Annotated in this window: 14 protein-coding genes; 11 read left to right on the top strand and 3 right to left on the bottom strand. The window is 51.9% G+C overall.

Going from position 1 to position 26,886, the window contains the following annotated elements:
* The first annotated feature begins 97 nt into the window (after positions 1–97).
* The 5 genes from ACN0YN_RS17110 to ACN0YN_RS17090 all read left to right on the top strand — a co-directional run bounded on the left by ACN0YN_RS17110 (position 98) and on the right by ACN0YN_RS17090 (position 13,557).
* Positions 98–3,583, top strand: coding sequence for a DUF1553 domain-containing protein (locus tag ACN0YN_RS17110; RefSeq protein ID WP_417386245.1), 3,486 nt, complete (start codon positions 98–100; stop codon positions 3,581–3,583).
* A gap of 312 nt (positions 3,584–3,895) precedes the next feature.
* The gene (locus ACN0YN_RS17105) at positions 3,896–7,357 is read left to right on the top strand and encodes a DUF1553 domain-containing protein (RefSeq protein WP_417386244.1); all 3,462 of its coding nucleotides are present in this window, start codon (positions 3,896–3,898) and stop codon (positions 7,355–7,357) included.
* Between the two features lie 56 nt (positions 7,358–7,413).
* Complete coding sequence (locus ACN0YN_RS17100) at positions 7,414–8,754, top strand: DUF1501 domain-containing protein (protein ID WP_417386243.1); 1,341 nt, start codon at positions 7,414–7,416, stop codon at positions 8,752–8,754.
* Positions 8,755–8,935: 181 nt separating this feature from the next.
* Positions 8,936–12,643, top strand: coding sequence for an FG-GAP-like repeat-containing protein (locus tag ACN0YN_RS17095; RefSeq protein ID WP_417386242.1), 3,708 nt, complete (start codon positions 8,936–8,938; stop codon positions 12,641–12,643).
* A 158-nt stretch (positions 12,644–12,801) separates the two neighbouring features.
* Positions 12,802–13,557, top strand: a complete 756-nt coding sequence (locus tag ACN0YN_RS17090) for a hypothetical protein (protein WP_417386241.1) — start codon at positions 12,802–12,804, stop codon at positions 13,555–13,557.
* A 15-nt stretch (positions 13,558–13,572) separates the two neighbouring features.
* On the opposite strand, the gene ACN0YN_RS17085 is transcribed toward ACN0YN_RS17090, so the two are convergent.
* The 3 genes from ACN0YN_RS17085 to ACN0YN_RS17075 all read right to left on the bottom strand — a co-directional run bounded on the left by ACN0YN_RS17085 (position 13,573) and on the right by ACN0YN_RS17075 (position 17,437).
* Positions 13,573–15,099 carry an FG-GAP-like repeat-containing protein gene (locus ACN0YN_RS17085; RefSeq protein WP_417386240.1) on the bottom strand — a complete coding sequence of 509 codons (1,527 nt, stop codon included), beginning with the start codon at positions 15,097–15,099 and terminating at the stop codon, positions 13,573–13,575.
* Complete coding sequence (locus ACN0YN_RS17080; RefSeq protein WP_417386239.1) at positions 15,096–16,247, bottom strand: SGNH/GDSL hydrolase family protein; 1,152 nt, start codon at positions 16,245–16,247, stop codon at positions 15,096–15,098. The genes ACN0YN_RS17085 and ACN0YN_RS17080 overlap by 4 nt, the downstream gene beginning before the upstream one ends.
* Before the next feature lie 185 nt (positions 16,248–16,432).
* Entirely contained in the window at positions 16,433–17,437 is a 1,005-nt protein-coding gene (locus ACN0YN_RS17075; protein ID WP_417386238.1) for a DUF1559 domain-containing protein, read from the bottom strand.
* Positions 17,438–17,829: 392 nt separating this feature from the next.
* On the opposite strand from ACN0YN_RS17075, the gene ACN0YN_RS17070 reads away from it, so the two are divergent.
* The 6 genes from ACN0YN_RS17070 to ACN0YN_RS17045 all read left to right on the top strand — a co-directional run bounded on the left by ACN0YN_RS17070 (position 17,830) and on the right by ACN0YN_RS17045 (position 26,754).
* Entirely contained in the window at positions 17,830–19,257 is a 1,428-nt protein-coding gene (locus tag ACN0YN_RS17070; protein WP_417386268.1) for an ATP-binding protein, read from the top strand.
* Positions 19,235–20,647 carry a sigma 54-interacting transcriptional regulator gene (locus tag ACN0YN_RS17065; RefSeq protein WP_417386237.1) on the top strand — a complete coding sequence of 471 codons (1,413 nt, stop codon included), beginning with the start codon at positions 19,235–19,237 and terminating at the stop codon, positions 20,645–20,647. The genes ACN0YN_RS17070 and ACN0YN_RS17065 overlap by 23 nt, the downstream gene beginning before the upstream one ends.
* 25 nt (positions 20,648–20,672) lie before the next feature.
* Positions 20,673–22,169: a sulfatase gene (locus ACN0YN_RS17060; RefSeq protein ID WP_417386236.1), complete on the top strand. Its 1,497-nt coding sequence runs from the start codon at positions 20,673–20,675 to the stop codon at positions 22,167–22,169.
* 193 nt (positions 22,170–22,362) lie between these two features.
* The gene (locus ACN0YN_RS17055) at positions 22,363–23,325 is read left to right on the top strand and encodes an AAA family ATPase (RefSeq protein WP_417386235.1); all 963 of its coding nucleotides are present in this window, start codon (positions 22,363–22,365) and stop codon (positions 23,323–23,325) included.
* A gap of 79 nt (positions 23,326–23,404) precedes the next feature.
* Complete coding sequence (locus ACN0YN_RS17050) at positions 23,405–24,742, top strand: DUF58 domain-containing protein (protein WP_417386234.1); 1,338 nt, start codon at positions 23,405–23,407, stop codon at positions 24,740–24,742.
* On the top strand, positions 24,739–26,754 hold the full coding sequence (locus ACN0YN_RS17045; RefSeq protein WP_417386233.1) for a transglutaminase-like domain-containing protein: 2,016 nt from the start codon (positions 24,739–24,741) through the stop codon (positions 26,752–26,754). Before ACN0YN_RS17050 ends, ACN0YN_RS17045 begins: the two co-directional genes overlap by 4 nt.
* The last annotated feature ends 132 nt before the right edge of the window (positions 26,755–26,886 follow it).

Here is a 26,886-nt window from a genome sequence, read left to right as displayed (position 1 = left end):
GAATTCCTGAATTTCGCATAACTCGCCTGCTGTGAACTTTCATTTCAGACTGTATCCAGTTTTACAGTAGCGTCTCCCGGCATTGAGAGACGCTATCGTGAAACGCGATGCGATCTGGAATCTGATATCGGAATCGCCTGCTGTGAAACAGAACCGCGTAACTCAAAGTGCTCATTCTCTGTTGCTGGTTTCATTTACTCTGTCTCTGTTATCGATCTCTGCATCGGCAGATCAGCAACCGTCGGCCGTCGAAGCGAAAAAGCCAACACCTCCCGGTAGTTACCACGATCTGATTCGTTCTCATCAACCAGCGGCTTACTGGAGTTTTGAACGGCGCGAACAAAACGGTTTTCAGAGTCAGGCTGCAAAGCCCGTCCCGGCGCTGGTGAGTGGGCAGCCGATGAACCTCATCGCCGGTCCCCGTCCTGCTGAATTTCCCTTATTCGCTGATCAGAATCAGGCGGCTGCTTTTCAGCCTGGCCAGGGTTTCCTGCGGGTCGTTGATCCGGGTGAGCAGAGCATTTTCGATTTTGCCGCCGGGGATGCGATCACTCTGGAAGCATGGATCAATCCCAACTCCACGAGATCCGGACAATACTACTATATCATCGGGAAAGGGCGTACGAACCGGAAAGGAGTTGCCCGGGATAATCAGAACTATAGTTTAAGGCTGACCGGTTCTGAAATCAGCTTTCTGTTTTGCACTCAGCCGGAAAAGAAGGGTGAGAAACCACTTTACCATCGCTGGACTTCTACCGGGGGGGGAATCAGCACGCATAACTGGCATCACGTGGCAGTGACGTACACGTTCGGCAAAAAGAAAAGTCTCAACGCATATGTGGACGGCCAGCCTGTCTCCGGAAAATGGGATGTCGGCGGCGATACGTCGCGACCTCCAGTAGTCGACAATGATGAAGTCTGGATCGGTTCCTCGATGGGCGGTTCGGCAAACAGTTCGTTTGATGGACAACTGGATGAGGTCGCTGTTTACCGCAGTGCGCTGACGGCAGGTCAGCTGGCGTCGCACTTTGAATTCGCTGCTTCTGATCCACAGATCGACTGGACTGCGATTCCTGAAGATCGTGTCAGAGTCGAGATTCTGGAAGGGATTCCCAATAAAAAGTCCTGGAAGTTTCGGCCACCTCGACTGGCGGAAACATTCACGCAGCCACACCTCGCGTTTATCGAAATCCCCAACCGCTATTCCGAGCGTGGCGTAAAAGTAGATCGGCCCGATCCGTTTCTGGTACGGGCGATGTCTCGCATGACGCTTCCTCAAGGCAAAAAACGAATTCTCCTGCGTGCCCGCAATGCTGCACGGCTCTACATTGACGACAAGCTGGTGGCAGAGACCGATTTCCACAGAATTACCAACAGCGGTCATGATATCGTTTACGATGTCGATCTGAGTCTGGCGCCTCATATTCGCCCCTTACACCGCGGTGATACGGAGCAGGTTGTCGAATATACCGGCGATGGCAAGCCACATCAGATTCGCTTCGAGATGATCGTGGGTGGTTCTCGGCATCGTCCCGATTTCGGTGAGACAGCCGTTTTTATCGGTAACCCCGGTGAAGATTTTCAACTTCTGACCCCCTCTGATCAGGTCGTCATGCTGACCGACGAAGACTGGTTACCTTTTGCCAGCCAGTACCGCTACGATCAGATCGCTGTCAACGCGGCACATCGCCGGGATGCTTCCGCGAAGGAAGATCAATACTGGGAATCGCGGCATCAACTTGCAAAAACCGAAATTCTCAAGCAGCCTCAAGTCAAAGTGCCCGCTGCAGTGCCAGGACTGCGGGCGAATAACGCCGTCGATCATTTCATCAACCGGCGGCTGGCAAAAGAGAAAGTGTCTCAGGCACCGTTACTCAATGATCTGGCATTTCTGCGTAGGCTCTCTCTGGACACCACCGGTACCGTACCTGCTCCCGAGCAGATCCGTGACTATCTGGCCGACGATCCAGAAACACGACGTCAGAAAGCGATTCAACGATTCATTGATGATCCCGCCTGGGCGGATAACTGGGTTGGTTACTGGCAGGATGTCCTGGCGGAGAATCCGAATATCCTCAACCCGACGTTGAACAACACCGGACCTTTCCGCTGGTGGATTCACGAGTCGTTTTACGATAACAAACCGTTCGACCGTTTCCTGACGGAACTGGTCATGATGGAAGGCAGTAAATATTTCGGCGGGCCGGCCGGCTTTGAAATGGCATCACAGAACGACGCCCCAATGGCGGCCAAAGCGCATATCATTGGTCAGGCCTTCCTTGGTCTGAATATGAAATGTGCCCGCTGTCACGACGCCCCGTTCCATGATTTCAAACAGCGCGATCTGTTCAGCCTGGCAGCCATGCTGAAACGCAGTCCGCAGGGGGTTCCGAATACGAGTTCTGTGCCTGGCTTCGATTCCAAGTCGAACTCAATGCTGATCTCTGTCACACTGTTACCGGGAGAGAAGGTGACTCCCCAGTGGACCTTTGAAGAACTGGTCAAGCCCGGCAGATTCCCAGAAAATTACCTGCGTTCTCCCCGGGATACACGTCAGCAGCTGGCGGCGACGATTACTTCGCCTCAGAACGAGCGCTTCGCAAATGTGATTGTGAATCGTGTCTGGAAGCGATATCTCGGACAGGGACTGGTAGAACCGGTAGACGACTGGGATGGCCAGGAACCCTCCCATCCGGAACTGATGAAGTACCTGTCACAGCAGTTTGTGATTCACGGCTACGATCTGAAATATCTGGCCCAGTTGATTTTCGAATCGGATCTGTATCAGCGAGAAGCAACAACCGATCTTTCAAAAATTGAAAATCTGGTAGAAACGACTTATGATTTTTCTTCACCGGTCCTGCGCCGCATGGAAGCGGAGCAGATTGTTGATTCGCTGTTTTTGATCTGCGGTAAACCGTTCGACGCAGGGCGGATGTGTATCGATATCGACGGTGCCCGCGATTATCACAATTCTCTCGACCTGGGAACGCCGAGTCGTGCGTGGCAGTTTACATCCCCGTCGAACGAACGGGACCGACCCAGCCTGGCGTTGCCGTTTGGTCAGCCTTTCATCACTTTAATGAAAACGTTTGGCTGGCGGGATACGCGTCAAAGCCCGCTTACGGTTCGTGAAGCAACGTCGACTCCTCTCCAGCCGGCAATCCTGGCGAACGGTCTGCTGGGACAGCGGTTCACCCGTCTTTCGGATGACAGCGATTTCACAGAACTGGCACTGCAGGATCAACCACTTGAAGCTTTGATAAATATGACCTTCATGAAAACGTTAACACGTGAACCTAAGGCTGAGGAACTCAAAATGTTCTCTGAGCTGCTGCAGCCCGGTTATGCGGAACGGGCGAATGCACAGGCTGAACCTGTCATACGCGAGCGGTTACCACGAAATCTGGTCAGCTGGTCAAATCATGTGAATTCCCGGGCCAATGAAATCAAGGTGGAACTGGAGGGGGCGGTGAAAAAAGGAGATCCGCCTACCAATCGGCTCGACGATGACTGGCGGAACCGCTACGAGGACATGCTCTGGACTTTGTTGAATTCTCCCGAATTTATCTTTGTGCCTTGATTGCTCGTTAAATCGAACAGGGAACACAATTTTCTGATGCGTGTGTGTGATCCTCTGCTTTTCGTATCAGAAGATGCGGAAAGTCATGAAAAGAGGGGGAATTCCCTCAAAAATTTCATAAATTGGACAATCCGAGTACAATTTGCCGTGAGATCGGCGTGCCTCCCGGTATATTAGAGTAGGTCACGATTTATGACCTGAATACATTCTTGTGTACAGTACTGTTTGTCAGGTCTGGAATGACCGGATTCTGACAAAACTCGCCTGCTGTGACGTCTCTCCTGAGAACCTGATTATCTGGAATTGCCCGCTATGAACCACTTGGCATTCGTTAAGCGTTCCCTGTGCCTGCTGAGCCTTTCGCTTGCATTACCTTTGTCTGCGAGCCCCTCCTATGCTCAAAAAGAGAAAGATTCCAAAGCAGAAAAGAGTCCCAAAGTTGCCGCTCCTGCCAGCTATCGGGAGTTGATTCTTTCCGACCAGCCAATACTCTACTGGAATTTTGAGACGCCTGCTGCTGAGGGTTACAGCAGCGTTGTCGCCGATCAGGAAAAAACTAAGCCTGTGAAAGCGCTGGTCAGTGGTAAGCTGGCAAAGTCTGCTGCAGGTCCTCGACCTTCTGAGTTCCCCTTGTTTACTGCTGAGAACAAGGCCGCATCGTTCGAGCCTGGTCAGGGTTTCCTGCGAGTTGTGGATCCGGGTGAAATGAGTGTTCTCGATTTTACTGCCGGAGATGCCATCACCTTGGAAGCATGGGTGAATCTGAACTCCACTAAAGCAGGACGTCACTACTACATCATTGGTAAAGGGCGTACGAATCGCAAAGGGATGGCCCGTGACAATCAGAACTATGGTTTCCGAATCACTGGTTCGGAGCTCAGTTTTCTGTTTCGAGGACAGCCCGAGAAAAAAGATCAGAAAGCCGACTTCCATCGCTGGACTTCGAGTGGAGCTGGGATCAGTGCCCACAACTGGCATCATGTGGCTGTCACTTACACATTCGGAAAAAAGAAAAGCCTGACTGCTTATGTCGATGGTCAGCCCGTTTCCGGTAAATGGGATATGGGCGGCGATACGACTCTGGGGCCTGTCGTGGACAACGATGAAGTCTGGATCGGTTCTTCCATGGGCGGGTCCGCCGGCAGCTCGTTTGATGGTCAGATGGATGAGCTGGCCGTTTATCGAAAGGTGCTGTCAGCCAAACAGGTAGCATCACATTTCAAATATCATGCTCCTGAACCACAGATCGACTGGACGGCGATTCCCAATGACCGTGTCAAAGTGGATATCCTGGAAGGGGTTCCTAATAAGAAATCCTGGAAGTTCCGTCCACCGCGTCTGGCAGAATCATTTACCCAACCGCATTTCGCACTCATTGAAATTCCCAATCGTTACTCCGAACGGGGTGTGAAAGTGGATCGTCCTGATCCTTACCTGATTCGCGCCATGTCGAGTGTTGTGATCCCGAAAGGAAAGAAGCGAATTCTGGTTCGTGCCCGGAATGCCTCGCGATTGTATATCGATGACAAACTGGTCGCTGAAACCGGCTTCCACAATATTTCCGGTTCGGCTCACGGTCACGTATTTAAAGTCGATCGCAGCCTGGCACCCCATATTCGTCCGCTGCATCGTGGCGATCAGGAAAAAGTCATTGAATATACCGGAGATGGAAAACCACACCGTGTGCGTTTCGAAATGATTGTCGGCGGATTTCGACATCGTCCCGATTTCGGTGAAACGGCAGTCTTTATCGGAGATCCCAAACAGGACTTCCAGTTGCTGACCCCCGGTAAAGAAACCGTCATGCTGACGGACGCAGACTGGCTGCCTTTCGAACGCGAATATCGTTACAACATGATCGCTGTCAACGCAGCACGTCGCCGGGAAGCTTCCGCGAAGGAAGATCAATACTGGGAATCGCGGCATCAACTTGCAAAAGCCGAAATTCTCAAGCAGCCTCAAGTCAAAGTGCCCGCTGCAGTGCCGGGATTGCGGGCAAATAACGCCATCGATCATTTCATCAATCGGCGGCTGGCAAAAGAGAAAGTGTCTCAGGCACCGTTACTCAATGATCTGGCATTTCTGCGTCGGCTCTCCCTGGACACTACTGGTACTGTGCCAACCACAGTACAGATTGAAGCATACCTGGCTGATGAACCCAAAACACGACGTGCGAAAGCCATTCAACGATTCATTAATGATCCCGCCTGGGCAGACAGCTGGGTTGGTTACTGGCAAGATGTGCTGGCAGAGAACCCGAACATTGTGAATCCGACATTGAACAATACCGGACCTTTCCGCTGGTGGATTCACGAGTCGTTTTACGATAACAAACCGTTCGACCGTTTCCTGACGGAACTGGTCATGATGGAAGGCAGTAAATATTTCGGCGGTCCGGCCGGCTTTGAAATGGCATCACAGAACGACGCCCCGATGGCGGCCAAAGCACACATTATCGGCCAGACTTTTCTGGGACTGAATATGAAATGTGCCCGCTGTCACGATGCTCCTTTCCATGATTTTAAACAGCGCGATCTTTTCAGCCTGGCGGCCATGCTCAAACGCAGCCCACAGGGAGTTCCCAAAACCAGTTCTGTGCCGGGTTTCGATTCTCAATCGAACTCGATGCTGATCTCAGTAACATTGCTGCCTGGAGAAAACGTCACTCCTAAATGGACTTTTGAAGAACTGGTTAAACCTGGTGCCTACCCGGAAAGCTACCTGCGGTCTGCCAAAGATACACGGCAGCAGCTGGCGGCGACGATTACTTCGCCTCAGAACGAACGCTTCGCAAATGTGATTGTGAATCGTGTCTGGAAGCGGTATCTCGGACAGGGACTGGTAGAACCGGTAGACGACTGGGATGGCCAGGAACCTTCCCACCCGGAACTGATGAAGTACCTGTCACAGCAGTTCGTGATTCACGGCTACGATCTGAAATATCTGGCCCAGTTGATTTTCGAATCGGATCTTTATCAGCGAGAAGCAACAACCGATCTTTCAAAAATCGAGAATCTGGTAGAAACGACTTATGATTTTTCTTCACCGGTCCTGCGCCGCATGGAAGCGGAGCAGATTGTTGATTCGCTGTTTTTGATCTGTGGAAAGCCACTGGACGCGGGTCGGATGTGTATCGATATCGATGGTTCCCGTGATTACCACAGCTCACTCGACCTGGGAACGCCGCGTCGTGCGTGGGAATTTACGTCACCATCCAATGAACGGGACCGTCCCAGTCTGGCACTGCCTTTCGGTCAACCCTTTATTACTTTGTTGAAGACGTTCGGCTGGCGGGATACTCGTCAAAGTCCTTTGACGGTTCGCGAATTTGCGGCCACCGCTCTGCAACCTGCGATACTCGCGAATGGTGTCATCGGCAAGCGGTTCACCCGTCTTTCTGATGACAGCGATTTTACTGCGCTTGCTTTAGAGACAGAGTCGGTAAATGAACTGGTAAGGCAGACGTTTTTGAAGACGCTCACACGTGAACCGACTGAAAGTGAGTTGAAAATGTTTGTCGAGCTGCTGCAACCTGGTTATAGCGAGCGTGTAAACAAGGATGCAGAGATCGCTTCACGAGAGCCGCTGCCGCGCAATCTGGTGGGCTGGTCAAACCATTTGAGTCCCGAGGCGAATGAAATCAAGGTGTCCCTCGAGGCAGCCGTCAAAGAGGGGGATCTTTCCACACAGCGTTTGAACGAAGACTGGCGAAATCGTTATGAAGACATGCTCTGGACGTTGTTAAATTCTCCGGAATTTCTCTTCGTCCCGTGATCGAACTTGATACTGACTGATAAACTAACCTGCAACATTTATCATAAGAGTTAACCATGAACGCATTTGAATCTACCCGTCGCGATTTTTTAAGACAGGCTTCGCTTTCCGGTCTGGCAGCATCTGCTTTGGGAACTCCCTGGCAGCAGTTACTGGCGTCTGAAAAACACGCCGATACAAAACATGGTGCTAAAAAACTGCCAATGCCCGTTGGTAAAGCCGAACATTGTATCATGATCTGGCTGGGCGGGGGGTCCTGCCACATCGATACCTGGGACCCGAAACGCAAGGGAGATCCCAAAGCGAAAAAAGCCGGCTCCTATTACGATCCGATTCCGACTGCCATTAAAGGGACCGAAGTCTGTGAGCATCTTTCCAAATGTGCGCCGATCCTTGACCGGTTCAACATTGTGAGATCGGTGCATCACGAAGTGATTGACGAACATGCGGCTGCTACCAACCGCATGCATACCGGACGACCGACAACCGGAACGATTACCTATCCTTCGGTTGGTTCTGTGGTGGCTCACAAACGGGGGTCTGCCAGCGATCACGCTCCCGCTTATGTGTTAATCGGTTACCCGAATGTGACACGCGGTCCCGGGTTTCTGGGGAGTGAGGCGGGTTACATCTATCTGACCGACACCAGTGCCGGACCGAGCGGCTTTACACGGTCTTCCCGAGTGAATCAGAGCCGTCAGGATCGTCGCGAACGCCTGCTGACGAAGATGCGGGCTGAGTACCGCCAGAAAAGTGTGGGTGGTCAGACAATTCAGGATTACGATCAGTCGGTCGCTGAAGCACTACGACTGTCGGGTCCCGAGTTCATGAAAGTATTCCAGCTGGACAATGAGAAAAGCGATCTTCGCAATTCTTATGGTGGTGAGTTCGGACAGCGCTGTCTGCTGTCACGTCGACTGATTCAGTCAGGCGTACGGTTCATTGAAGTCTCGCATAACCTGAACTTTGTGAATGGTACCGGCTGGGATACGCACAACGACGGCCAGCTCAATCAGCATCTGTTGATCAAGGAACTGGACTCCGCACTGTCGGCGCTGGTACTTGATCTTGAGAAAAATAAACTGCTGGATAAAACATTGATCGTCGTCGCTTCCGAGTTTGGTCGTCCGGCGAGATTTGATTCCGGCGGAGGACGCGGTCATCAGTCCAAGGCATTCAGTGTTGTCCTGGCGGGCGGCGGACTGCAGAATGGAATAACGATCGGTGAGACCAATGAACTGGGTGAAGAAATTGTTTCCCGCCCGGTCTCTGTTCCCGATCTGCACGCTACGATTTACGCTTCGCTGGGGATCGACCCCAGTGAAGAGCTCTTTGCCGGCGATCGCCCCGTACCGATTACCGATATGGGCGATCCTGTACGGGAACTGTTTTCCTAAGCCCGTAAGGTATACAAATTGAATTCCGAAAAACCGGGATGGCTTGAAAAAGGCCATCCCGGTTTTTGTTTCCGGAGCGTTCTGGCGGGAAAGCAATCTTATCTTGGCTGACATCTGCACGCTGGCCGTGTATTCTAAATGAATAAGGCTTCCCGTTTTTGATTCAGCTTAGAGGTTTTTCATGCCGTCCCGGTCTTCGCATTTCGCTATCATTGCAGCAGTGGTCCTGTTTCTGGGAATGCTGGCGTTATTTCTGACACTCAAAGCACCACCTGGGTTGAAGAACGGGCCTGTTGAACAGGAACCCATCAGCTTTGAACGGGCAAATGAACTGCTGAAACTGAAAAATGAAGGCGTGGCTTATCTGGAAAATGAAAAGTACACCGACGCAGATCGTCAGCTGGAACAATTGACCGAAGAATTACCCACGGAACTGATTGGCTTTCGCAATTTAACGATTTGTCGGCTGTTGCAGCTAACGCCTGAAAAAATAGCGAAACAGCCGGAAGGGGAGCAACTGAAAGAGCAGGCCCTGCAAGCGCTGAGTCGCCTGTTGCAAATACCACCTGAATCTGCGGTCAACTCAATCCTGTCGGCTCGTATTTATGCCGCTTTAGGGAAACCGCTCCAGGCGCAGGCAGATCTGGTCCATGCCACAGAGCTGAAACCAGAAGATGCTGCCATCTGGTTCGAATTGTCACAGATACAAAAACAGATTCCAGCAGAGAACGAACTTTCGCTGGCGAATGAGTCACTGGCCGAAGCCTGGAAACTGCAGCCGGATAATCTGTTTCTGACACTGGAGTACCTGCAGGTCACCACAGAACAACAGTCAGAGCAGGCGAGTACCGTTTTCGAGAAAGTCAAAACGCTGTCAGCGCCACTGGTGGCCAGCGTCAAAGATCACACACGCCTGGATTTAAATCAGCTGGTGGATGATTCGCTGACAGCGGTCAAGGATCAGAAATGGAATGTGGTTCTCCGCAACGCACGTATCATGCGAAACGTATTGATCGCCGAAGACCTCGTCAAAAGTGATCGCAGGCGCGTGGAACAGAACTCACTGGAGTTTGTGATTCATGATTTTCCACCTGCGTTTTATGAAGCGGTCGATTGGCCTGACCAGCAGAAGCCACGTACGGTTGAATTTGCCCATGCACGTGCGCTGGAATTCAGCCCGGCCATCACGTCGGAGATTCAGGATCTGCAGGTTGCCGATTTTAATCTGGATGGAAAACCTGATCTGGTAGTGCTGACAGCGAAGCAGGTGATTGTTTATTCTCAAAACGAAGAGGCCTGGCAGCTGGTGACGCAGCTTGAACTGGAAGGCGACTTTGCAGAAGTGACACTCGTCGATCTTGATGCGGATGTGCAAACGCTGATGCAGCCGGCTGAAACTGAAAAAAAAGAAGCGACAGAGTTTCCCATTTCACCAGCCCGCGACGCCGACCTGGATCTGGTCGTCAGCGGGAAATCGGGGCTCAGAGTTTTCCAGAATACCGTGTCTAAATCCGGCCAGCGGATTCTGGAGCTGAAATCACAGCCGGATACTCTGGATACGCTTTCTCATCTGCTGGCAGTCAACTTCTCCGATCTCGATCATGATGGCGACCTGGATCTGGTGGCGTCGACGGAGAAGGGGATTTCGCTCTGGTCGAACCGGGGTGATTTTTCGTTTCGAAATATCAGCGATCAAAGCCAGTTGCCGCCTGCGGATCTGGCGGTCTCTACAATCGTACGCGTGGACTGGGACCGGGATGTGGACCTCGATCTGATTTTATGCAGTCGATCGTCGAAGCAGTCCGGTTATCTGGAAAATCTGCGGCATGGTCGGTTTCGCTGGCGTCCGTTTACTCAAGCGGCTGCGGAAAACGAGCCGACGGCGAATCAGTTTGAAGAATGTGTACTGGCGGACTTTGATCGCAATGGTTCCTGGGACCTGATGGGAGTCAGCGAGCAGGGGTTAATGCTGGCTGAGACCAGGCGACCCGAACCAGGGAGTGTGCAGATTGCTTCCGTACAGAAAATCAGTGGGACGGAACCTGTCAATCAGCAGGGGAATGTCCTACAGGCCGGTGATCTGAATAATGATGGTGTGATGGATGTCATCGCGCGGGGCTCCGACAGACTGCAGTTGTTGCTGGGAACCGCGGAACAGAGGAGCGGACAGACCGCGTTTGTGAAGGATCAGGATCTTACAGTATCAGGGCCGATTCAAAAGTACCGTCTTGCCGATTTGAACCAGGATGGCAGTCTGGATGTGATCACAGTCGTTGGCGATCAAATTATTTACCAGCAGAACATGGGAAATGACTATCACTGGATCGATGTTTCACTGCGGGCCGAACAGATCAAAGGGGAAGTCAAATCGGCGAGCGGACGCGTGAATCATTATGGCGTGGGCAGTCTGCTGGAATTGCGCAGCGGTATTATCTATCAGCCACAGATCGTCGCTGGCCAGTCAACACATTTTGGACTGGGGAACCAGAGCGTTGCAGAGGCGATTCGCGTCTTGTGGACCAATGGAATTCCCGTCAACATCATCAATACAAAAACGGATCAGCGGATCTATGAGAAGCAGACCCTGATGGGCTCCTGTCCTTATCTGTATACTTGGGACGGGGAACAGTTCTCGTTTTATACCGATCTGCTCTGGGCAGCTCCCATTGGTTTGCAGTTTGCGCAAGGAGTTGTGGCGCCCAGTCGTGACTGGGAATTTCTTAAGATTGACGGAGATCGGCTCAAGCCGAAAGATGGTTTTTATGAACTGCGGATCACCGAAGAACTCTGGGAAGCAGGCTACTTTGATACGGTCGAACTGATGGCCGTCGATCATCCGGCGGATGTGGAGCTGTTTTCGAATGAAAAGGTGGGCCCCCCTGATCTGGCGGCGTTCAAAATCCATACGGTTCAGCATCCACAGACGCCTCAAGCAGCCGTGAATCACAAGGGGCGCGACGTGCTGCCTGAGATTAAGGATGCGGATGATGTATATGCGAAAACGTTCGATGAAAAGTATCGTCAGGGGCTGACGGAAGATCATGCTCTGGAACTGGATTTGAATACGGAAGCCATCCGGAACTCGAAAACGATTCCCCAGATCAAGCTGTTTCTGACGGGCTGGATCTATCCTACGGATACCGGCATCAATCTTGCGTTATCTGAGAATCCCTCAATGCCTGGTCCGCGCCCCCCCTCGCTGTCAGTGCCTGACAAAAATGGTGCATGGCAAACGATTCAACCCTTCATGGGTTTTCCCGGCGGGAAGACAAAAACGATTGTTGTTGATCTGACCGATCAGTTTCTGACAGACGATTATCGCGTGCGTATCGAAACAAATATGGAATTCTACTGGGATCAGGTCTTCTTTACTGTCGATGAAACGCCGGCTGAATTTGTGACACAACCGTTGTCACTGGAATCTGCAATGCTGCAGTATCGTGGATTTTCCACGCCCCTCATTCATCCGGGCAACGGGCCGGAACGTTATGATTACCAGAGTCTGACGACCAGTATTCAATGGCCGCCGATGCAGGGGGGCTTTACACGATACGGGGATGTGAAACCCCTGGTGGAATCCGCAGACAATCGACTGGTGATCATGGGTTCGGGGGATGAGATACGGCTGCGGTTCAAAGTTCCTGACGAACCCGTCAAATCAGGCTGGAAACGTGATTTTATTCTGCATAATGTCGGCTGGGACAAGGACGCCAACCTGCATACGATTCTGGGGCAGTCGGTCGAACCACTGCCATTTCGCGAGATGAAAAGTTATCCCTATCCGACTGAAGTATATCCAGATGAGAAGTTGCTGCAGCAGGATCGGGAGATCTATCATACCCGTCGTCAGAACAGTGCCCGTTTCTGGCAATCTCTGGCGAAACCCTGAGTGTGAATTCATGAGTGCAATTGCCACTCTGATTCGGTAAAATGCGGTTTGACCGACTTAACGATATTTTTCTCAGGTTTTTCAAGATGCCGTTTCTCTCTCGTTGCTGTTTCGTTTTCCTGATTCTCTGTGCTCCTGAAATGATACAGGCTGCAGAGATGTCGTACCCGAATTCTGTTGTCGCGACTGAAAAAGGGCCCGTGTATGTGGCGGATTTAAAGCTCCCGGGCATCTGGAGTCTTGATCAGGGAAAAGCTGCCAGTTATTTCACGGGATCAAAAGTATTTCGCACTCCGTTGAATGCAGTACGTTGTGTGACCCTTGATAATGAGGGACGCGTGCTGGCCGGCGATTCCTCTACACGCGAGGTTTATCGTTTTGAAAAAGCGAGCGCGAAACCTCAGCCACTTACGAACGGGGGGATTGGAATTCCCATGGATGTGGTGGTATTGAAGAACGGCGATCTGCTGGTCTCGGATCTGGAACTGCATCATATCTGGAAGGTCCCCGCTGCGGGCGGGAAGCCGACTTTGTTTGCCAAAGTGGAAGCCCCCCGGGGACTGGCGCTCGATCAGGGAGAAAATCTGTGGGTCGTTTCCGGAACAGCAGATCAGCTGTTGAAAGTCAGTCCGGACGGGAAAGTCTCAGTTGTGGTGAAAGGCCGACCGTTTAATTTCCCACACGATGTTGTCGTCCTGGACGATGGCTCGGCGATTGTGAGCGACGGATATGAGAAAGCCCTCTGGAAAGTCGCTGCCGACGGAACTACGGAAAAATGGGTGTCCGGTGAACCGTTCAAGAACCCGGTGGGAATCACGCGCCAGGGACAGAACATCCTCGTTGCCGACCCGCATGCGAAAATGGTGTTCTCCGTCGATCCCGAGAAAAACGTCAGCGAGCTGTTGAAGCCCTGAGGTACTTAACTGAAACTATTCCGGTTTCACCGGTCCCTCGTTCCACCAGATTGAGAACCATTCTGTTTTGTCTCGTTGATCTGTTTCGCGTCCTTCGAAATTGCCGACAGCCAGATCGAAATCACCATCGCTGTCGAAGTCGCCAGCGGTGAGGACGGGATGCTGGCCCATTGAAAAGTCAAGGGGGTGGGCCTGGAACTGACCAGGGGAACGTTGTTCATACCAGAAGAGCGTGTTGCGTCGTTCTTTGTAATCCCAGGTCATGGAACAGGCGGCGAGATCGATGTCGCCATCTCCGTCAAAGTCCCCGTGCGTGGCACAGTAGGCACCCGTCAGCGGAGCGATTGGATGATGGGTAAAGGGAAATGTTCCTTTGTTTTCAAGCCATTGCAGTGAATGATCGGGACGGAGTTCGAAGCTGTCCATGGTGTCGCCGTTGGTGTAGAGCAGGTCGAGGTCATGATCCTGATCCAGGTCAACCAGCGAGATACTGGATGAACCATAAGCAGGATGGGGGGCCTGATAAATGGTCTCTTTACGAAACTGACCGTTCCCTTCATTCAGAAACGCAACGATGATTTCGTGTTCCTGTGAGAACAGTGTGACGAAGTCGGGGCGGCCATCCTGGTTCCAGTCTGTGATCAGCACATGACTGGCGCCGTGCCGACTGTCGAGGACGCTTTGTTTAAATTTCAGATCTGTCTTCGCTGGAGAGACATTTTCCAGGTATAGCAGTCGTCCCGTTTTGTGCCAGCCAAATTCAGCGACGATCAGATCGAGATCGCCATCCTGATCGAAGTCGGCGGCTTTGCCATCTGCGACACGTCCCAGATGGTCTTGAAGAGTCTGAGTCTGCCAGGAGTTCGATTTTTTATTGAATGTCAGCAGGCTGACGGTCCCCCGGTCGTGATCTTCCGGTCCGAAGCTGCCCAAATCTGCGATGAGATAATCGTACTGCTGATCCTGATTCAGGTTGACCCGTTCGATGTGAGCAGGATGTTTGAGCTTTACCAGTAGTTCATACTCAGGTTGTCCCGCATCAAAGTGAATCCGACCTGTCTCGCCTGTGCCCATGTCGGTTAAGAGGAGTTCATGCGGGGAAGTGTCACTGACCCAGTTCAGGTGTGTTATAGCCGGGAGCAATTTCGAATCAGTGCGTGGGATGACCTGTTTACGGAAACGGATCGGGCTGGTATCGGGGTGGGGATTCTGTTTCGGCAGGCGGTGAGATTCCGGTGCCTGTGAAACGAAGTACTGGATGACTTCTGATTCCGGTGGGACCCGCAGACTGGGGTTGGGGTTCTGTTCGAAGTGTGCATACTCGCGCGGGATCTGCATCCGCCAAGCCTCTTTTGTCAGGATACCCGGGTCAGGACAGAGATGGCAGTGGCTGCAGAAATTCTGAATTTCGGTATGAAATTCCTGATAGTGTGCCTCTGAGGGGAGCGCAACAGCGGTGGGGTTTTCCACCTGCGGTTCCTGTTTCCCGCAGGCAGACAGCGTGACGAGAAACAGGAAGAGGCAGAAACGGTTTGATCTCACTTGGACTGCTGTTCCAGAATGGGACGAAGAACTTTCTCGAACGCATCGGCCTGTCTGAAGAAACCCAGGTCCGTGGGATGTGAGCTGTCGACAGTATCTTCACTGTCATCACCCAGCAGAGTTTCGCCGTCCAGATAATACAGGTTTTTAACGCCTTCCTGTTTTAGCTTTTCATAGGCTTTCTTGAGGGCTTCCCGACTGGTGCGATGTCGATCCTGACTGCTCTTTTTGAGATAGGCATTGGAATAGGTCCGGTCTTCCACCAGCAGGATGGGAGTCTCCGGGTGAGCAGCACGGAGCGTTTTCACGAGGGGCTCGGTTTCCCGCGCGACTGTCTCAGCAGTGACGTTGGGGAGGCAGTCCATGATAAAGACGCTGGCATCCAGTTCGGCGACCAGTTTGGCGACTTCAGGTTCCATCCGGCCGTTGCCGGAAAATCCGAGATTGATGACCGGCAGATCGAGACGACGTCCCAGGATGGCGGTATGAACCATGCCGGTCCGTGAGGCACAGCCTCCCTGGGTGATGGAGGTTCCCCAGAAAACGAGCGGTTTGTCTTTGCCTGCTTCACGTGGCGGTGCTTTCCAGAGGTGACTGGATTCGGGAACTCCGATTTCAACGGATTCGACGCCGTTATAAAGTGGCAGGTACAACATGTATTCGCGTTTGCCGGGAATCAGGCCTGAGATCAGTGTCTCATTGTTTTCCTGTTTTGATGGTTTGCCAACTGCCAGCCAGCGCCATTTGCCTGATTCTGTTTTGACGTACAGATCCAGTCCACTGACGCCGGTCGCCGCCATATGATTCATGGCGATATTGGAAGACGTCAGTTTCCATTTGGCTTTGATGGTGGTTGCGTCGGTGACGAAGCGAACCGCCATACCTGCCGAATGTTTGCTGAGTGACCAGACGGGAGGCCGCACGACCCCTTTGGCTTTGGCGGGGAGGCGATTATAGAAGGACTCTGTTTCGGTCCAGCCTTTGCCTTCGACGCCGAGATTTTTAATATCGAACCAGTGTGTTTTGTCTTTCTGATCAACTGTGAAATCGGAGAGCGGTTTAGACTCGGCGGATTTCAATTCATTCAGTGAGCATACGCAAAGCAGGGCAGAAAGAATCAGCCCGATCGCTGTTTGTTTCAATATCATGATGGTTCCTGTTCTCAACTCAAAAGCAGTAAATTACCTGTCACAATGGGTCTGTTTTCATTCTTCATCTTAACAGCAGCGATTCAGAAAAAGAAAGTTGAGAGCAGAAAATGCAGACAAAAAAAGAGTGGATCCGAAATCAGATCCACTCTGCCGTGTATAAGAAATTGCTGCAGTGAGAAAAGTTAGAACTCACCCAGTACTTCTCCGTTGTCGCGGGTGCCCAGGGCACGCCAGATATCGAGCGAGATATTTTCGCTGATCGTTCTGACGGAACCATCGACGAGAGCGGCGTTGACTACACCTGTGTGATAGCTGCGCGATGTGATGATCGCATAAGTGGGGGAGCCTGCGCTGCCGTTCTTTCCTTCCTGCCAGGAATTATAGTCGGCGTCGTATTCCGTTCCGCCACTGGTATAAGGTACGTAGGTGTTGGGATTCAACGTGACCGTAAAACCGGTATGATGAACGCGGCCATCGGGCCATTCGGTGTGACCGGTATCGGTTTTAAAGTCGGAACCCGAGGCAACAATCGTGGCGGCCGCTGATGCACTGCCGGGAATGGTGGTCGTTGATGGGCCGCCATTGCGCGTGTAGGGTTGCCAGCCTTTCACTTCAGCCGCCAGCAGAGTGTTGCTGGTTCCATCCAGAAAAGAAGCCATGCTCAAGCTGGCATTCGGGTAAAAGGCACCATTGCCGCTGCTGCCATTGGTGGGGTCGAACACAAACCAGGTTCCATAATTGAAACCATAGTTGGTGGGATAGAGTTTTACCTTATTATTGCCGGGATCCCGAACGCGGTCACTGTTGGGATCGCTGGGGCAGGCGTAGACGGAGATTTTGAGACCATCAATGGCGGTCTGGAAATCCCAGGCGATCGAGAGATCAACATTGTTATACAGGTTCCCCTGTTCCAACACGGGGAGGATGCGACCGTGCACGCCCCAGGAACCGTTGTTTCCTGTGGAAGAGACGGACAGGTCCACGCTCGCGCCGGGGGGGAGATATCGATAGCTGCTGGCATAATTGTGAATCGCGAGCCCCAGCTGTTTGAGATGGTTTTTGCATTGAGTTCGGCGGGCGGCTTCGCGTGCCTGCTGGACTGCGGGGAGCAATAAAGCGATCAGAATCGCGATGATGGCAATCACCACCAGCAATTCGATCAGGGTAAAGCCACGTCGGGTGCGCATTTTAAGATTCCTGCTTACTTTGTGGGCGGGTCGTTTGAATCCTGAATTATAGCCGCAAACAATGTTCCAAAGCAGTTATTTTCAAATATTTGTGCAGGTTATCCAGGATGCTATGCAGGATTTTTGTTGGTTTGCTTTTATTGATATGACACACTGAAAAGAGGTGTCGGTTATTTCGATATGCATGTCGAATAGTTCGACATTTGTCGCGGTCCTGTCGACGTTCAAAAGCGGTGCATGGCAGCCCTGGATTGAAAAATACGATCTGAACTGACAGGTTGAATGTGTTTTATGGTCCGTGTTTACCATAAAATGAAATCATCTCTGCGGGCTGTCGCGTTCGTGGAATGTTTACCTGAATTTACGTTGACCCACAGAAAGCCAATTAAGTGATGCGCTGGCCTTTAAGGTACCAGATCCTGATTCCGATGGTGGGCATTATGGTCTGCGCGATTGTGTCAGTGACGCTATTGCATGCCTGGCTGGCCACCAACCAGATTAAACTGCAGATCCGGGATCAGTTTCGCCAGATCGCACATACCCTGAATGAAGCGACGTTCCCACTCACTGCAGCAGTCCTGAACCAGACCAAAGGTTTATCGGGAGCTGACTTTGTCCTGGTGGAACCGGACAACGAGGTGCTCTCTTCGACGCGACCTGATTTTGTCCCAGCGGCTGTTAATCAGAATCCGCCTGAATGGAACCAGTTACAGATTTCAGATGTGATCGAAACCGGGGATACTCGTTTTTTTCACGCCGTCGTCCAGATTCACCAGCGATCGCGGACGGATGACGTGCAGTATTTACACATTTATTACCCGGTGAAAGCATATCGGGAAGCGTTGTCGAACGCCATTTATCCGTCTTTACTGGCAGGCAGTATCGCGTTGATCGTGGTGGCGATTCTGGCGACTGTGATCGCCGGTCGAGTCACGCGTCCTTTGCAGCGGCTCGAACGTAAAGTCGCACAGATCGCGCATGGAGATTTTCATCCGATGACTCTACCTGCGCGAGACGATGAAATTCGCGATCTGAGTATTTCCATCAACCAGATGGCGGAACTGCTGGGAGATTATGAAGACGAAGTCAAACGGAGTGAGCGGCTGAAGACGCTGGGACAGTTGCGCGGTGCGATCGCACATCAGCTTCGAAATGCAGTAACCGGTTGTCGGATTGCGTTGGATCTGTATCTGCGAAAATGTGCCGACAGCGAACAGGATGAAACATTACAGGTCGCCAATCGTCAGCTCTGTATGATCGAACAATACCTGCAGAGTTTTCTGGAAAACAAAGCCGGTCATTTTTCCAGCTTTGCACCGGTGTATCTGAATGAGATTGTCGAGAAGCTGATGAGTCTGCTGGAGCCCACTGCGCGGCATGGGGGTGTCCGGCTCATCAATGATTCTGTTGAAGAATCATTGACAATTGAGGGGGATGCGGAGTCACTGGAGCAGTTGATGTCCAATCTGATTCTGAACGCGATTGAAGCAACATTGTCGGTGCAATCAGAACCCGATGCTCAACAGGAGCTGGAGGCAGAAGTCAGGTTGAAGCTGTTCCCAAGTGGTGCAGAGTCTGTTATTTTGGAAGTCACAGATACAGGACCGGGGCCAGAGTCTGCCATTGTCAGTAAAATGTTTGAGCCTCTGGTGACAGCAAAAAAAGACGGAACCGGGCTGGGACTGTTTGTTGCCAGGGAAATCGTGCAGAACCATGGTGGGCAACTACACTGGGAGCGTCGAGGTCAGCAGACCTGTTTTATCGTAGAGTTACCTGTCTATCAGGTGGAGAACGCGCGTGTCGAAATTATTAATCGTTGATGATGAAGAATCGATCTGCTGGGGGTTGAGCCAGCTGGGTGAGAGCCTGGGGCATCAGGTGCGGATGGCTTCGTCGGCGGAACAGGCTCTGAGTCTTGCAGAAGAGGAACGCCCGGATGTCGTAGTGATGGATGTGCGGCTGCCAGGCATGGATGGGTTAACCGCGATGCAGGGGCTCTACGATCGTATCGGATCGGTTCCCGTGATTGTGATTACCGCTTATGGTGACTTGCAGACTGCAGTGGAAGCGGTTCGGAACGGCGCGTTTGATTATATCGTCAAACCCTTCGATCTGAATCAGATGGAACGGGTGCTGGAGAAAGCCATCGATGAATCCCAGCGTGATGAACTGACGCCCGGTGAGCCACGACAGGTAGAGGGACTCGTTGGTTCGACTCCTGAGATGCAGAACGTCTTCAAGTCGATCGCGCTGGTAGCGGGCTCGGAAGCGAGTGTTCTTCTCTCGGGTGAAAGTGGAACAGGAAAAGAACTGGCGGCACAGGCTATTCATCGATTCAGTGACCGTGCAGCGGGGCCATTCGTCGCGGTTAACATTGCTTCGCTGAGTGAGGGGCTGGCAGAGAGCGAACTGTTCGGCCATGCACAGGGGGCTTTCACAAGTGCGGAATCGGCGCGGGTTGGTTTTCTGGAGCAGGCCGACCAGGGGACGTTATTCCTGGATGAAGTTGCCGACATTCCTCTGGCGATTCAGATTAAACTGCTGCGTGCGCTGGAAGAGGGGGAGGTCCTGCCCGTCGGTTCGAATCAGCGGGTGAAGACGAGTTTTCGACTGATCGCCGCCACACATCGTAATCTGGAATCATTAATCAAGCAGGGGAAATTTCGACACGATCTCTATTTTCGTCTCTGTACATTCCAGATTGATATTCCACCTCTGCGAAAGCGGGTGGCTGACATTCGCGTGCTGGCGGAATTTTTTCTGGAGCGGTTTGTGGACCGACAGACGGGGATGCAGCATCGTCTGACTGCGGAAACGGTCGCGGAGCTTGAGCGGCGTCCCTGGTACGGTAATGTGCGCGAGTTGCGGAATGCGATTGAACATGCGGCATTGCGGGCAAGGGGGGGGACGATCTTACCAGAAGATCTGCCGGCTGCGGTGTCACAGTCGTTTCTGGGAATGGATGAGGCTCCCGCGGGCTCAGAAGCGGAAATCAGGGGGCTGTTGAAAGAGTGGGCAGAAGCGCAGCTGACGGATCCAGAGCAGGCTGCGAATATTTATGAACAGCTGCTGACACTGATTGAGCCTCCCGTGATGGAAGTCGCGCTGGAGAAATTTCATGGACAATGTGCCCCCGCGGCGCGGTGTCTGGGCTTGCATCGGACCACGTTGAGTAAGAAACTGAAACAATACGGAATTGAAAACAGCTGAAACACTTCTTTTGAGGAATTTCAACATGCAACTGTTGTCGCGCTGCACGTTAATGTTGATGATTGCCATCTCGGTTCTGGCAGACAGGCCGTTGTCTGCTGCTGAGGAATCAAAACAGAAAAAACCGTTGAACTTCGTGTTTATTCTGGTGGACGATCTGGGGTATATGGATGTGGGTTGTAATAATCCGCAGACCTTTTATGAGACGCCTCATATCAACCAGCTGGCGAAGACCGGCATGCGGTTTACCAACGGCTACGCGGCCAATCCGGTTTGCAGCCCGACGCGTTACAGCATTATGACGGGGAAATATCCAACGCGTGTGGATGCGACGAATTTTTTCTCAGGAAAACGTGCCGGGAAATTTCTGCCTGCACCACTGAATGACAAGATGCCTTTAAGCGAGACAACAATCGCGGAAGCACTTAAGGAACACGGGTATTCCACGTTTTTCGCAGGCAAGTGGCATCTGGGCCCGACGGAAGAATTCTGGCCTGAAAAACAGGGGTTTGATATTAACCGTGGCGGCTGGCATCGTGGCGGTCCGTATGGCGGGGGAAAATATTTCTCACCCTACGGAAATCCCCGTTTGACGGACGGGCCCAAAGGGGAACATCTGCCTGATCGTCTGGCGAGTGAGACGGCTCAGTTTATTGATGCACATCGCGATGAACCCTTCTTTGCTTATCTCGCCTTTTATTCGGTGCATACTCCCCTGATGGGCCCCAGTCCGCTGGTGACCAAATATAAAGAGAAAGCGAAACGGCTGGGGCTGACCGGTCAGGAAGAGTTTGCAGACGAAGAACAGGTGTTTCCCGTCGATGAAAAACGCCGTGTGCGGATTCTGCAGAATCATGCCGTGTATGCGGCAATGGTGGAGTCGATGGACAAAGCGGTCGGCAAAGTACTGCGACAACTGGAAGAGTCGGGCGTCGCTGAGAATACAGTGGTGATGCTGACCGCCGACAATGGGGGGCTCAGTACCTCAGAGGGCTCGCCCACATCCAACCTGCCTTTGCGCGGTGGAAAAGGCTGGTTGTACGAAGGGGGGATTCGGGAAGTCTTTCTGATTCGCTGGCCAGGTAGAACAGAGCCGGGCAGCGTTTGCGACGAGCCTGTGATTACAACCGATTTTTACCCCACGATCCTGGATCTGGCAGGACTGCCTTTGAAACCGCAGCAACATCTGGATGGAGTGAGTCTGAAACCGTTTCTGCAGGGAGAAGAACCGCTGAAACGGGATGCGTTGTACTGGCATTACCCGCATTATTCCAATCAGGGAGGGATTCCCGGCGGTGCGATTCGTGTGGGGGACTGGAAACTGATTGAACGGTTCGAGGACGGACAGGTGCACCTGTATCATCTCAAAGAAGATCTGGGCGAGAAACAGGACCTGTCGGCAAAATATCCGAAACGTGTGGCTGCGATGCGCGAGCAGCTTCACAAGTGGTATCAGGAGACCGATGCAAAGTTCCTGCAGGCGAAACCAGGTGGACCAGAACCCTGGCGACCAGGCTCATAGCCGGTAATGTCTTCATGGAATATTCAAATTTGATTTTGATTCAAGGGAAATATTTTTGTGAGAGTGCTTTCATTTTGCTGTGATCTGCTATAATCGAGCTGATCCCTTGCCTTTGTGATGGAACACACGAATCGAAGATGCGATTTGAATCTGCATTTCCCTGATCTGACAGAATAAATGGTTGAGAAGTCGTATGGCGCAGTCCACGTTGCCGGAGCAAAGCGAAAAATACGTTCAGAAGTTGAGCCTGTTAAAGAATAATCTGAGCAGCGTGATACGGGGGAAATCAGAGAGCATCGATATGATGATGGTGGCGTTGCTCTCGAACGGTTCGGTTCTAATGGAAGATGTGCCCGGCACGGGTAAAACCACACTGGCGAAAGCACTGGCCCGCTCTCTGGACGTTCCCTTCAACCGGGTGCAGTTTACGCCGGATCTGCTGCCGACCGATATTCTTGGTTCTTCCATTTATAATCCCGTGGATGGCACGTTTCATTTCCGGGAAGGTCCGATCTTCTGTAATATTCTGCTGGCAGATGAAATCAACCGCGCATCGCCGCGAACACAGTCTGCACTGCTGGAAGCGATGAGTGAAGCGCAGGCGACGATTGAAGGCGTGCGCTATCTGTTGCCTTCTCCTTTCTTCGTGCTGGCGACGCAGAATCCGGTAGACTTTCACGGCACGTATCCTCTGCCCGAAGCGCAGCTCGACCGCTTTCTGATTCACCTGCAACTGGGTTATCCCGATGCGGAAAATGAAATCGATATTTTATTTTCGCAGTCGACGGAGCATCCGGTGGATCATCTGGAGCGGGTTTTGAGTCACGAGGAAGTGGTTCAGATGCAGGACCAGGTGAAAACGGTGCACGTCGATCAGAGTGTGGCCCGCTACATGATCGACCTGGTCAATATGACGCGCAATGACCCACGCTTAAAACTAGGTGTCAGTCCTCGTGGTTCGCTGATGCTGTTTCGGGCTTCCCAGGCGATCGCGTTTCTGAAAAGTCGAAATTATGTATTGCCCGATGATGTGCAGCATATGGCTGAGTACGTATTGGCGCACCGGCTGATTTTAACTTCAAAAGCAAAATACAGCAGTATTACCAAGCTGGATGTTGTGAAGGATATCGTGAATAAAGTCAAAGTGCCTACGTAGCCCGGTCATGATTTCTCAGGCTGAAGGTGATTCGCGCGGAGGCAGTCCGGATCTATCAAAGTGAAACGTTGATTCAGTTATGCATGTCTCGGAATACGATCCTTATTCATCTAAGATCAGGAAAAAAGATTCCTTTACCAATCGCCTGCTGCTCGTGCGGATGCACAAGCATTACTGGTATTACCGCATGACCTATCCGGGAAAGATCCTGCTGTTCGGATTTTTTCTGTCCGGCATTGGTACGATTTCTGTTTCCGTCCCCATTTATAATCTGTTCAGCGTGTTGATGGCTTTGATTCTGGTAGACGGAATAGCTTCGTGGGTGTTTCGTCCCCGCTGTGATCTGAAGGGGGATTTTCCAGCCCAGACGACCGCCGGCCAGCCTGCGGTTGGTCATTTTACTGTAACGAATCGGGGCTGGTTGCCCATTTATGATATGGCTGTCGCGTTTCGCTGGCTGGAAAGACCACTGTCGCAGGCGGATCGTGACGATACTCTGGGATGTCTGTCTCGCGGTGAATCGGTCGATGTGACTGTCACCATTAATGCGCCGCAGCGCGGATTTTATGCACTACCCAAGCTGGGCGTGCATACGCTGTTTCCGTTTCATCTCAACCGCTCCGGAAACGCGGCATTACCCGGGAAATCACTACTGGTACTGCCTGCCTTTCATCAGCTGACCAGTGTTGATCTGCCAGTGGGCAGTAAGTTTCAACCGGGGGGGATTGCCTTGACTTCCAATGTCGGCGAATCACCCGAGTATGTTGGTAACCGGGAATACGTACCGGGAGAGCCCGCCCGCCGTCTTGATTTTCGGTCGTGGGCGCGGCTGGGTAAACCTGTGGTCCGGGAGTATCAGGAAGAGTATTACTGCCGGATCGCTTTGATCCTGGATACTTATATGCCTCCCGAATCCTGGTTGATCGAGAAGTTGAAAACAATCGGTCAGCGATATCAGCCGATTTTGTCTGAAAAGCAGCCGATGAACGTTCTCGAAGCAGGAATCAGTCTGACGGCATCCATAGCCGACGCGCTGTCGCGAGGAGAATATCTGATCGACCTGTTTGCTGCAGGGCCGGAGTTGTATGTATTTCGAGCAGGCCGACATACGGCGCATTTTGACAATGTGCTAGAGATCCTGTCGTGTGTCGACCGTTGTCCGGACGATCCGTTCGAGACGATTGGTCCGGCTGTGTTTGAAGAGTTATCCAATGTCTCGACAGCCGTCTGCATTTTTCTGGACTGGGACGAACGGCGAGAGCAGATGGCACGTGCCGTCCTGGATTCCGGTTCGAGTCTGAAAACCATCATTATTCATGAAGGCAATACGACACTGCCTTATAATGCGGATGAGTTTGGACCCGCTTACCAGTTTACCCCGGACGAGATTGCAAAGGGGAAGGTGGAATCAGTATGAATGCGCAACGTACCATCGCGTTCACAATGATCAGCCTGGAATGCGCTACGTTTGGGATTCTGTCTGAAACGCTGTTTTTCCCTTTCAGTATCATTGTTCTGGCCGCGCTGTCGTATGTGCCTCTGCTGCGCTATTCCTTTTCACGACGTCAGGTGTTCTGGACAACCAGTATGCTGGCCATTCTGTTTATGGCCAAATATATGATGTATCAGCATGAATTTGCTTTGGATCGGCTGGCGATCCGCACACCACTGGCATATGCGGCAGCTCAATTTGTCATTACCGTACAGCTGCGCCAGATGTTCGACAGCCATTTTGAACGTTTTCTACCAAACTCCTTTCCACTGTTCGGAATTGTCGCCTATATACTGATCGGAGACATTCTCGTTTATGGGTCGAAGGGGCGGTACTACCAGGTTCTGGTTTTCGGTTACATCCTGTTAACCGGGGTGTTTTATCAGTGGGGGCATGCTGTCCGGAAACCGGTCAAGCCGGAAAGGAAACGCTGGTCTGTTTATGTGATTCGGACAGGATTTTTCGTTTTGATCTGTATGATGGGCTGGTTGACGGCAACGGGCCTGGATCGGTACGAACGCGAACTGGATCAGTTGTATTACCGGCTGATTGAACCTCGCACGGGAGGGCTGACATCGCGTGCCGGTTTTTCGACGATTTCACGACTGGGAAGTTTGAGTAAACAGTTCGATGCGGGAGCTGAGCAGATCAAACTGCGTGTGCAGTCCACCGATGAACCAGGCTATTTTCGCGGGCGGGCTTTTGTGCAGTTTTTCAATTCTGAGTGGCATTCAGAAATAGGAAATCATAATGCGCCCATCATCGCAGTGCCTCCTGCCGGTGTGCAGGCCACTGTACCTCAGGATGGAACCTGGTTTCAGATCGGAGAGGCCAAGTCATCCAACTGGATTGAATATCAGGTCTGGTCTGAGGAGGCGGGACACATTTTTGCGCCTTTGAATACACCACTGGTATATGCCGTTGCTCATAGCGTGCAGTTTGACAGCCAGGATATTCTGACTTCACGTTCCATGGAAAGCGGATTTCCTTACTCACTTTATTATCCGCGTCACACGCTGCCACATCGTCCTGAATCGGAGCAGGCATTAAGACGGCTTTTGCAGTTACCATACAATATTTCGCCAGCGATTCAGAAACTGTCACAAGAGGTTTTCGCCGGCTGTGACACACCGGCTGCAAAGATAAAACGGGTTCAAGCCTACTTCCAGAATAACTATGAGTATGAACTCGGGATTTCGATTCCACAGGGAGCCGATCCGATTACGTACTTTCTGCTGGAAAAACCCAAGGCCCATTGTGAGTATTTTGCTTCCGGAACTGCGCTGCTGTTGAGGCTGGCGGGAGTCCCTTGCCGATACGTCACAGGTTATGTGGTGCGGGAACGAAATCATTACGATCAATATTGGGTGGCCCGGAATCGACATGCGCATGCCTGGGTAGAAGCATGGGATCCGGAACTTGGCTGGGTGACAGTAGAGTCGACTCCTGCTTCAGGGCAACCCGAATATTATGCACCCAGTGGAACCCGCCAGTACTGGGAGTCCTTTATCGGTCAGTTCGCCCGACTGAAAACAGCGTTGCAGCAGGGGCAGTGGATTCTGGCGTTGTCAGAAGCGCAGCTCCCGCTGCTGCTGCTGGTTCTGGGAGTGGTGCTCTGGTTTGTGCTCAGGTGGTTTTTTTATCTCATATTGAAAATATTACAGGAGCGGGCAGCCTTTAAGAGAAACCCGGTTCATATTCAGGAGTTGCACCTGCTACTGGCGCAAATGGATCGCCTGATGGCAAAACATAAACTCGTCCGGAAACCGGGGGAAACACTAATGCAGTTTTCCCGGCGGATTCAAAATCAGGCTGTCTCTGAGTGGTATCAGACGTATGCCTGCAGCCGATTTATGGTTGAAAATGAATCGGCTTCGCTGCTTGTGATACAGTTGAAACAGCAGTTACAGGAATACCGCCGACTGAAAACACTGTAATCATACAGTGAACCGGCAGATTTTGCATGTAAATCGGTCTTGGCAGACTGGCAGTGTCTGACTAGAATTCCTGCCTCATCTCTCACTTCTCAATCCAAACAGTTACTATTGAAATTCACTTTTTTGAAAGAC

This window comes from Gimesia sp. (assembly GCF_048260065.1).
Classification (GTDB): Bacteria; Planctomycetota; Planctomycetia; order Planctomycetales; family Planctomycetaceae; genus Gimesia.
Note: the sequence above shows the minus strand (reverse complement) of the source record. Positions and strands in the feature narration are given on the sequence as shown.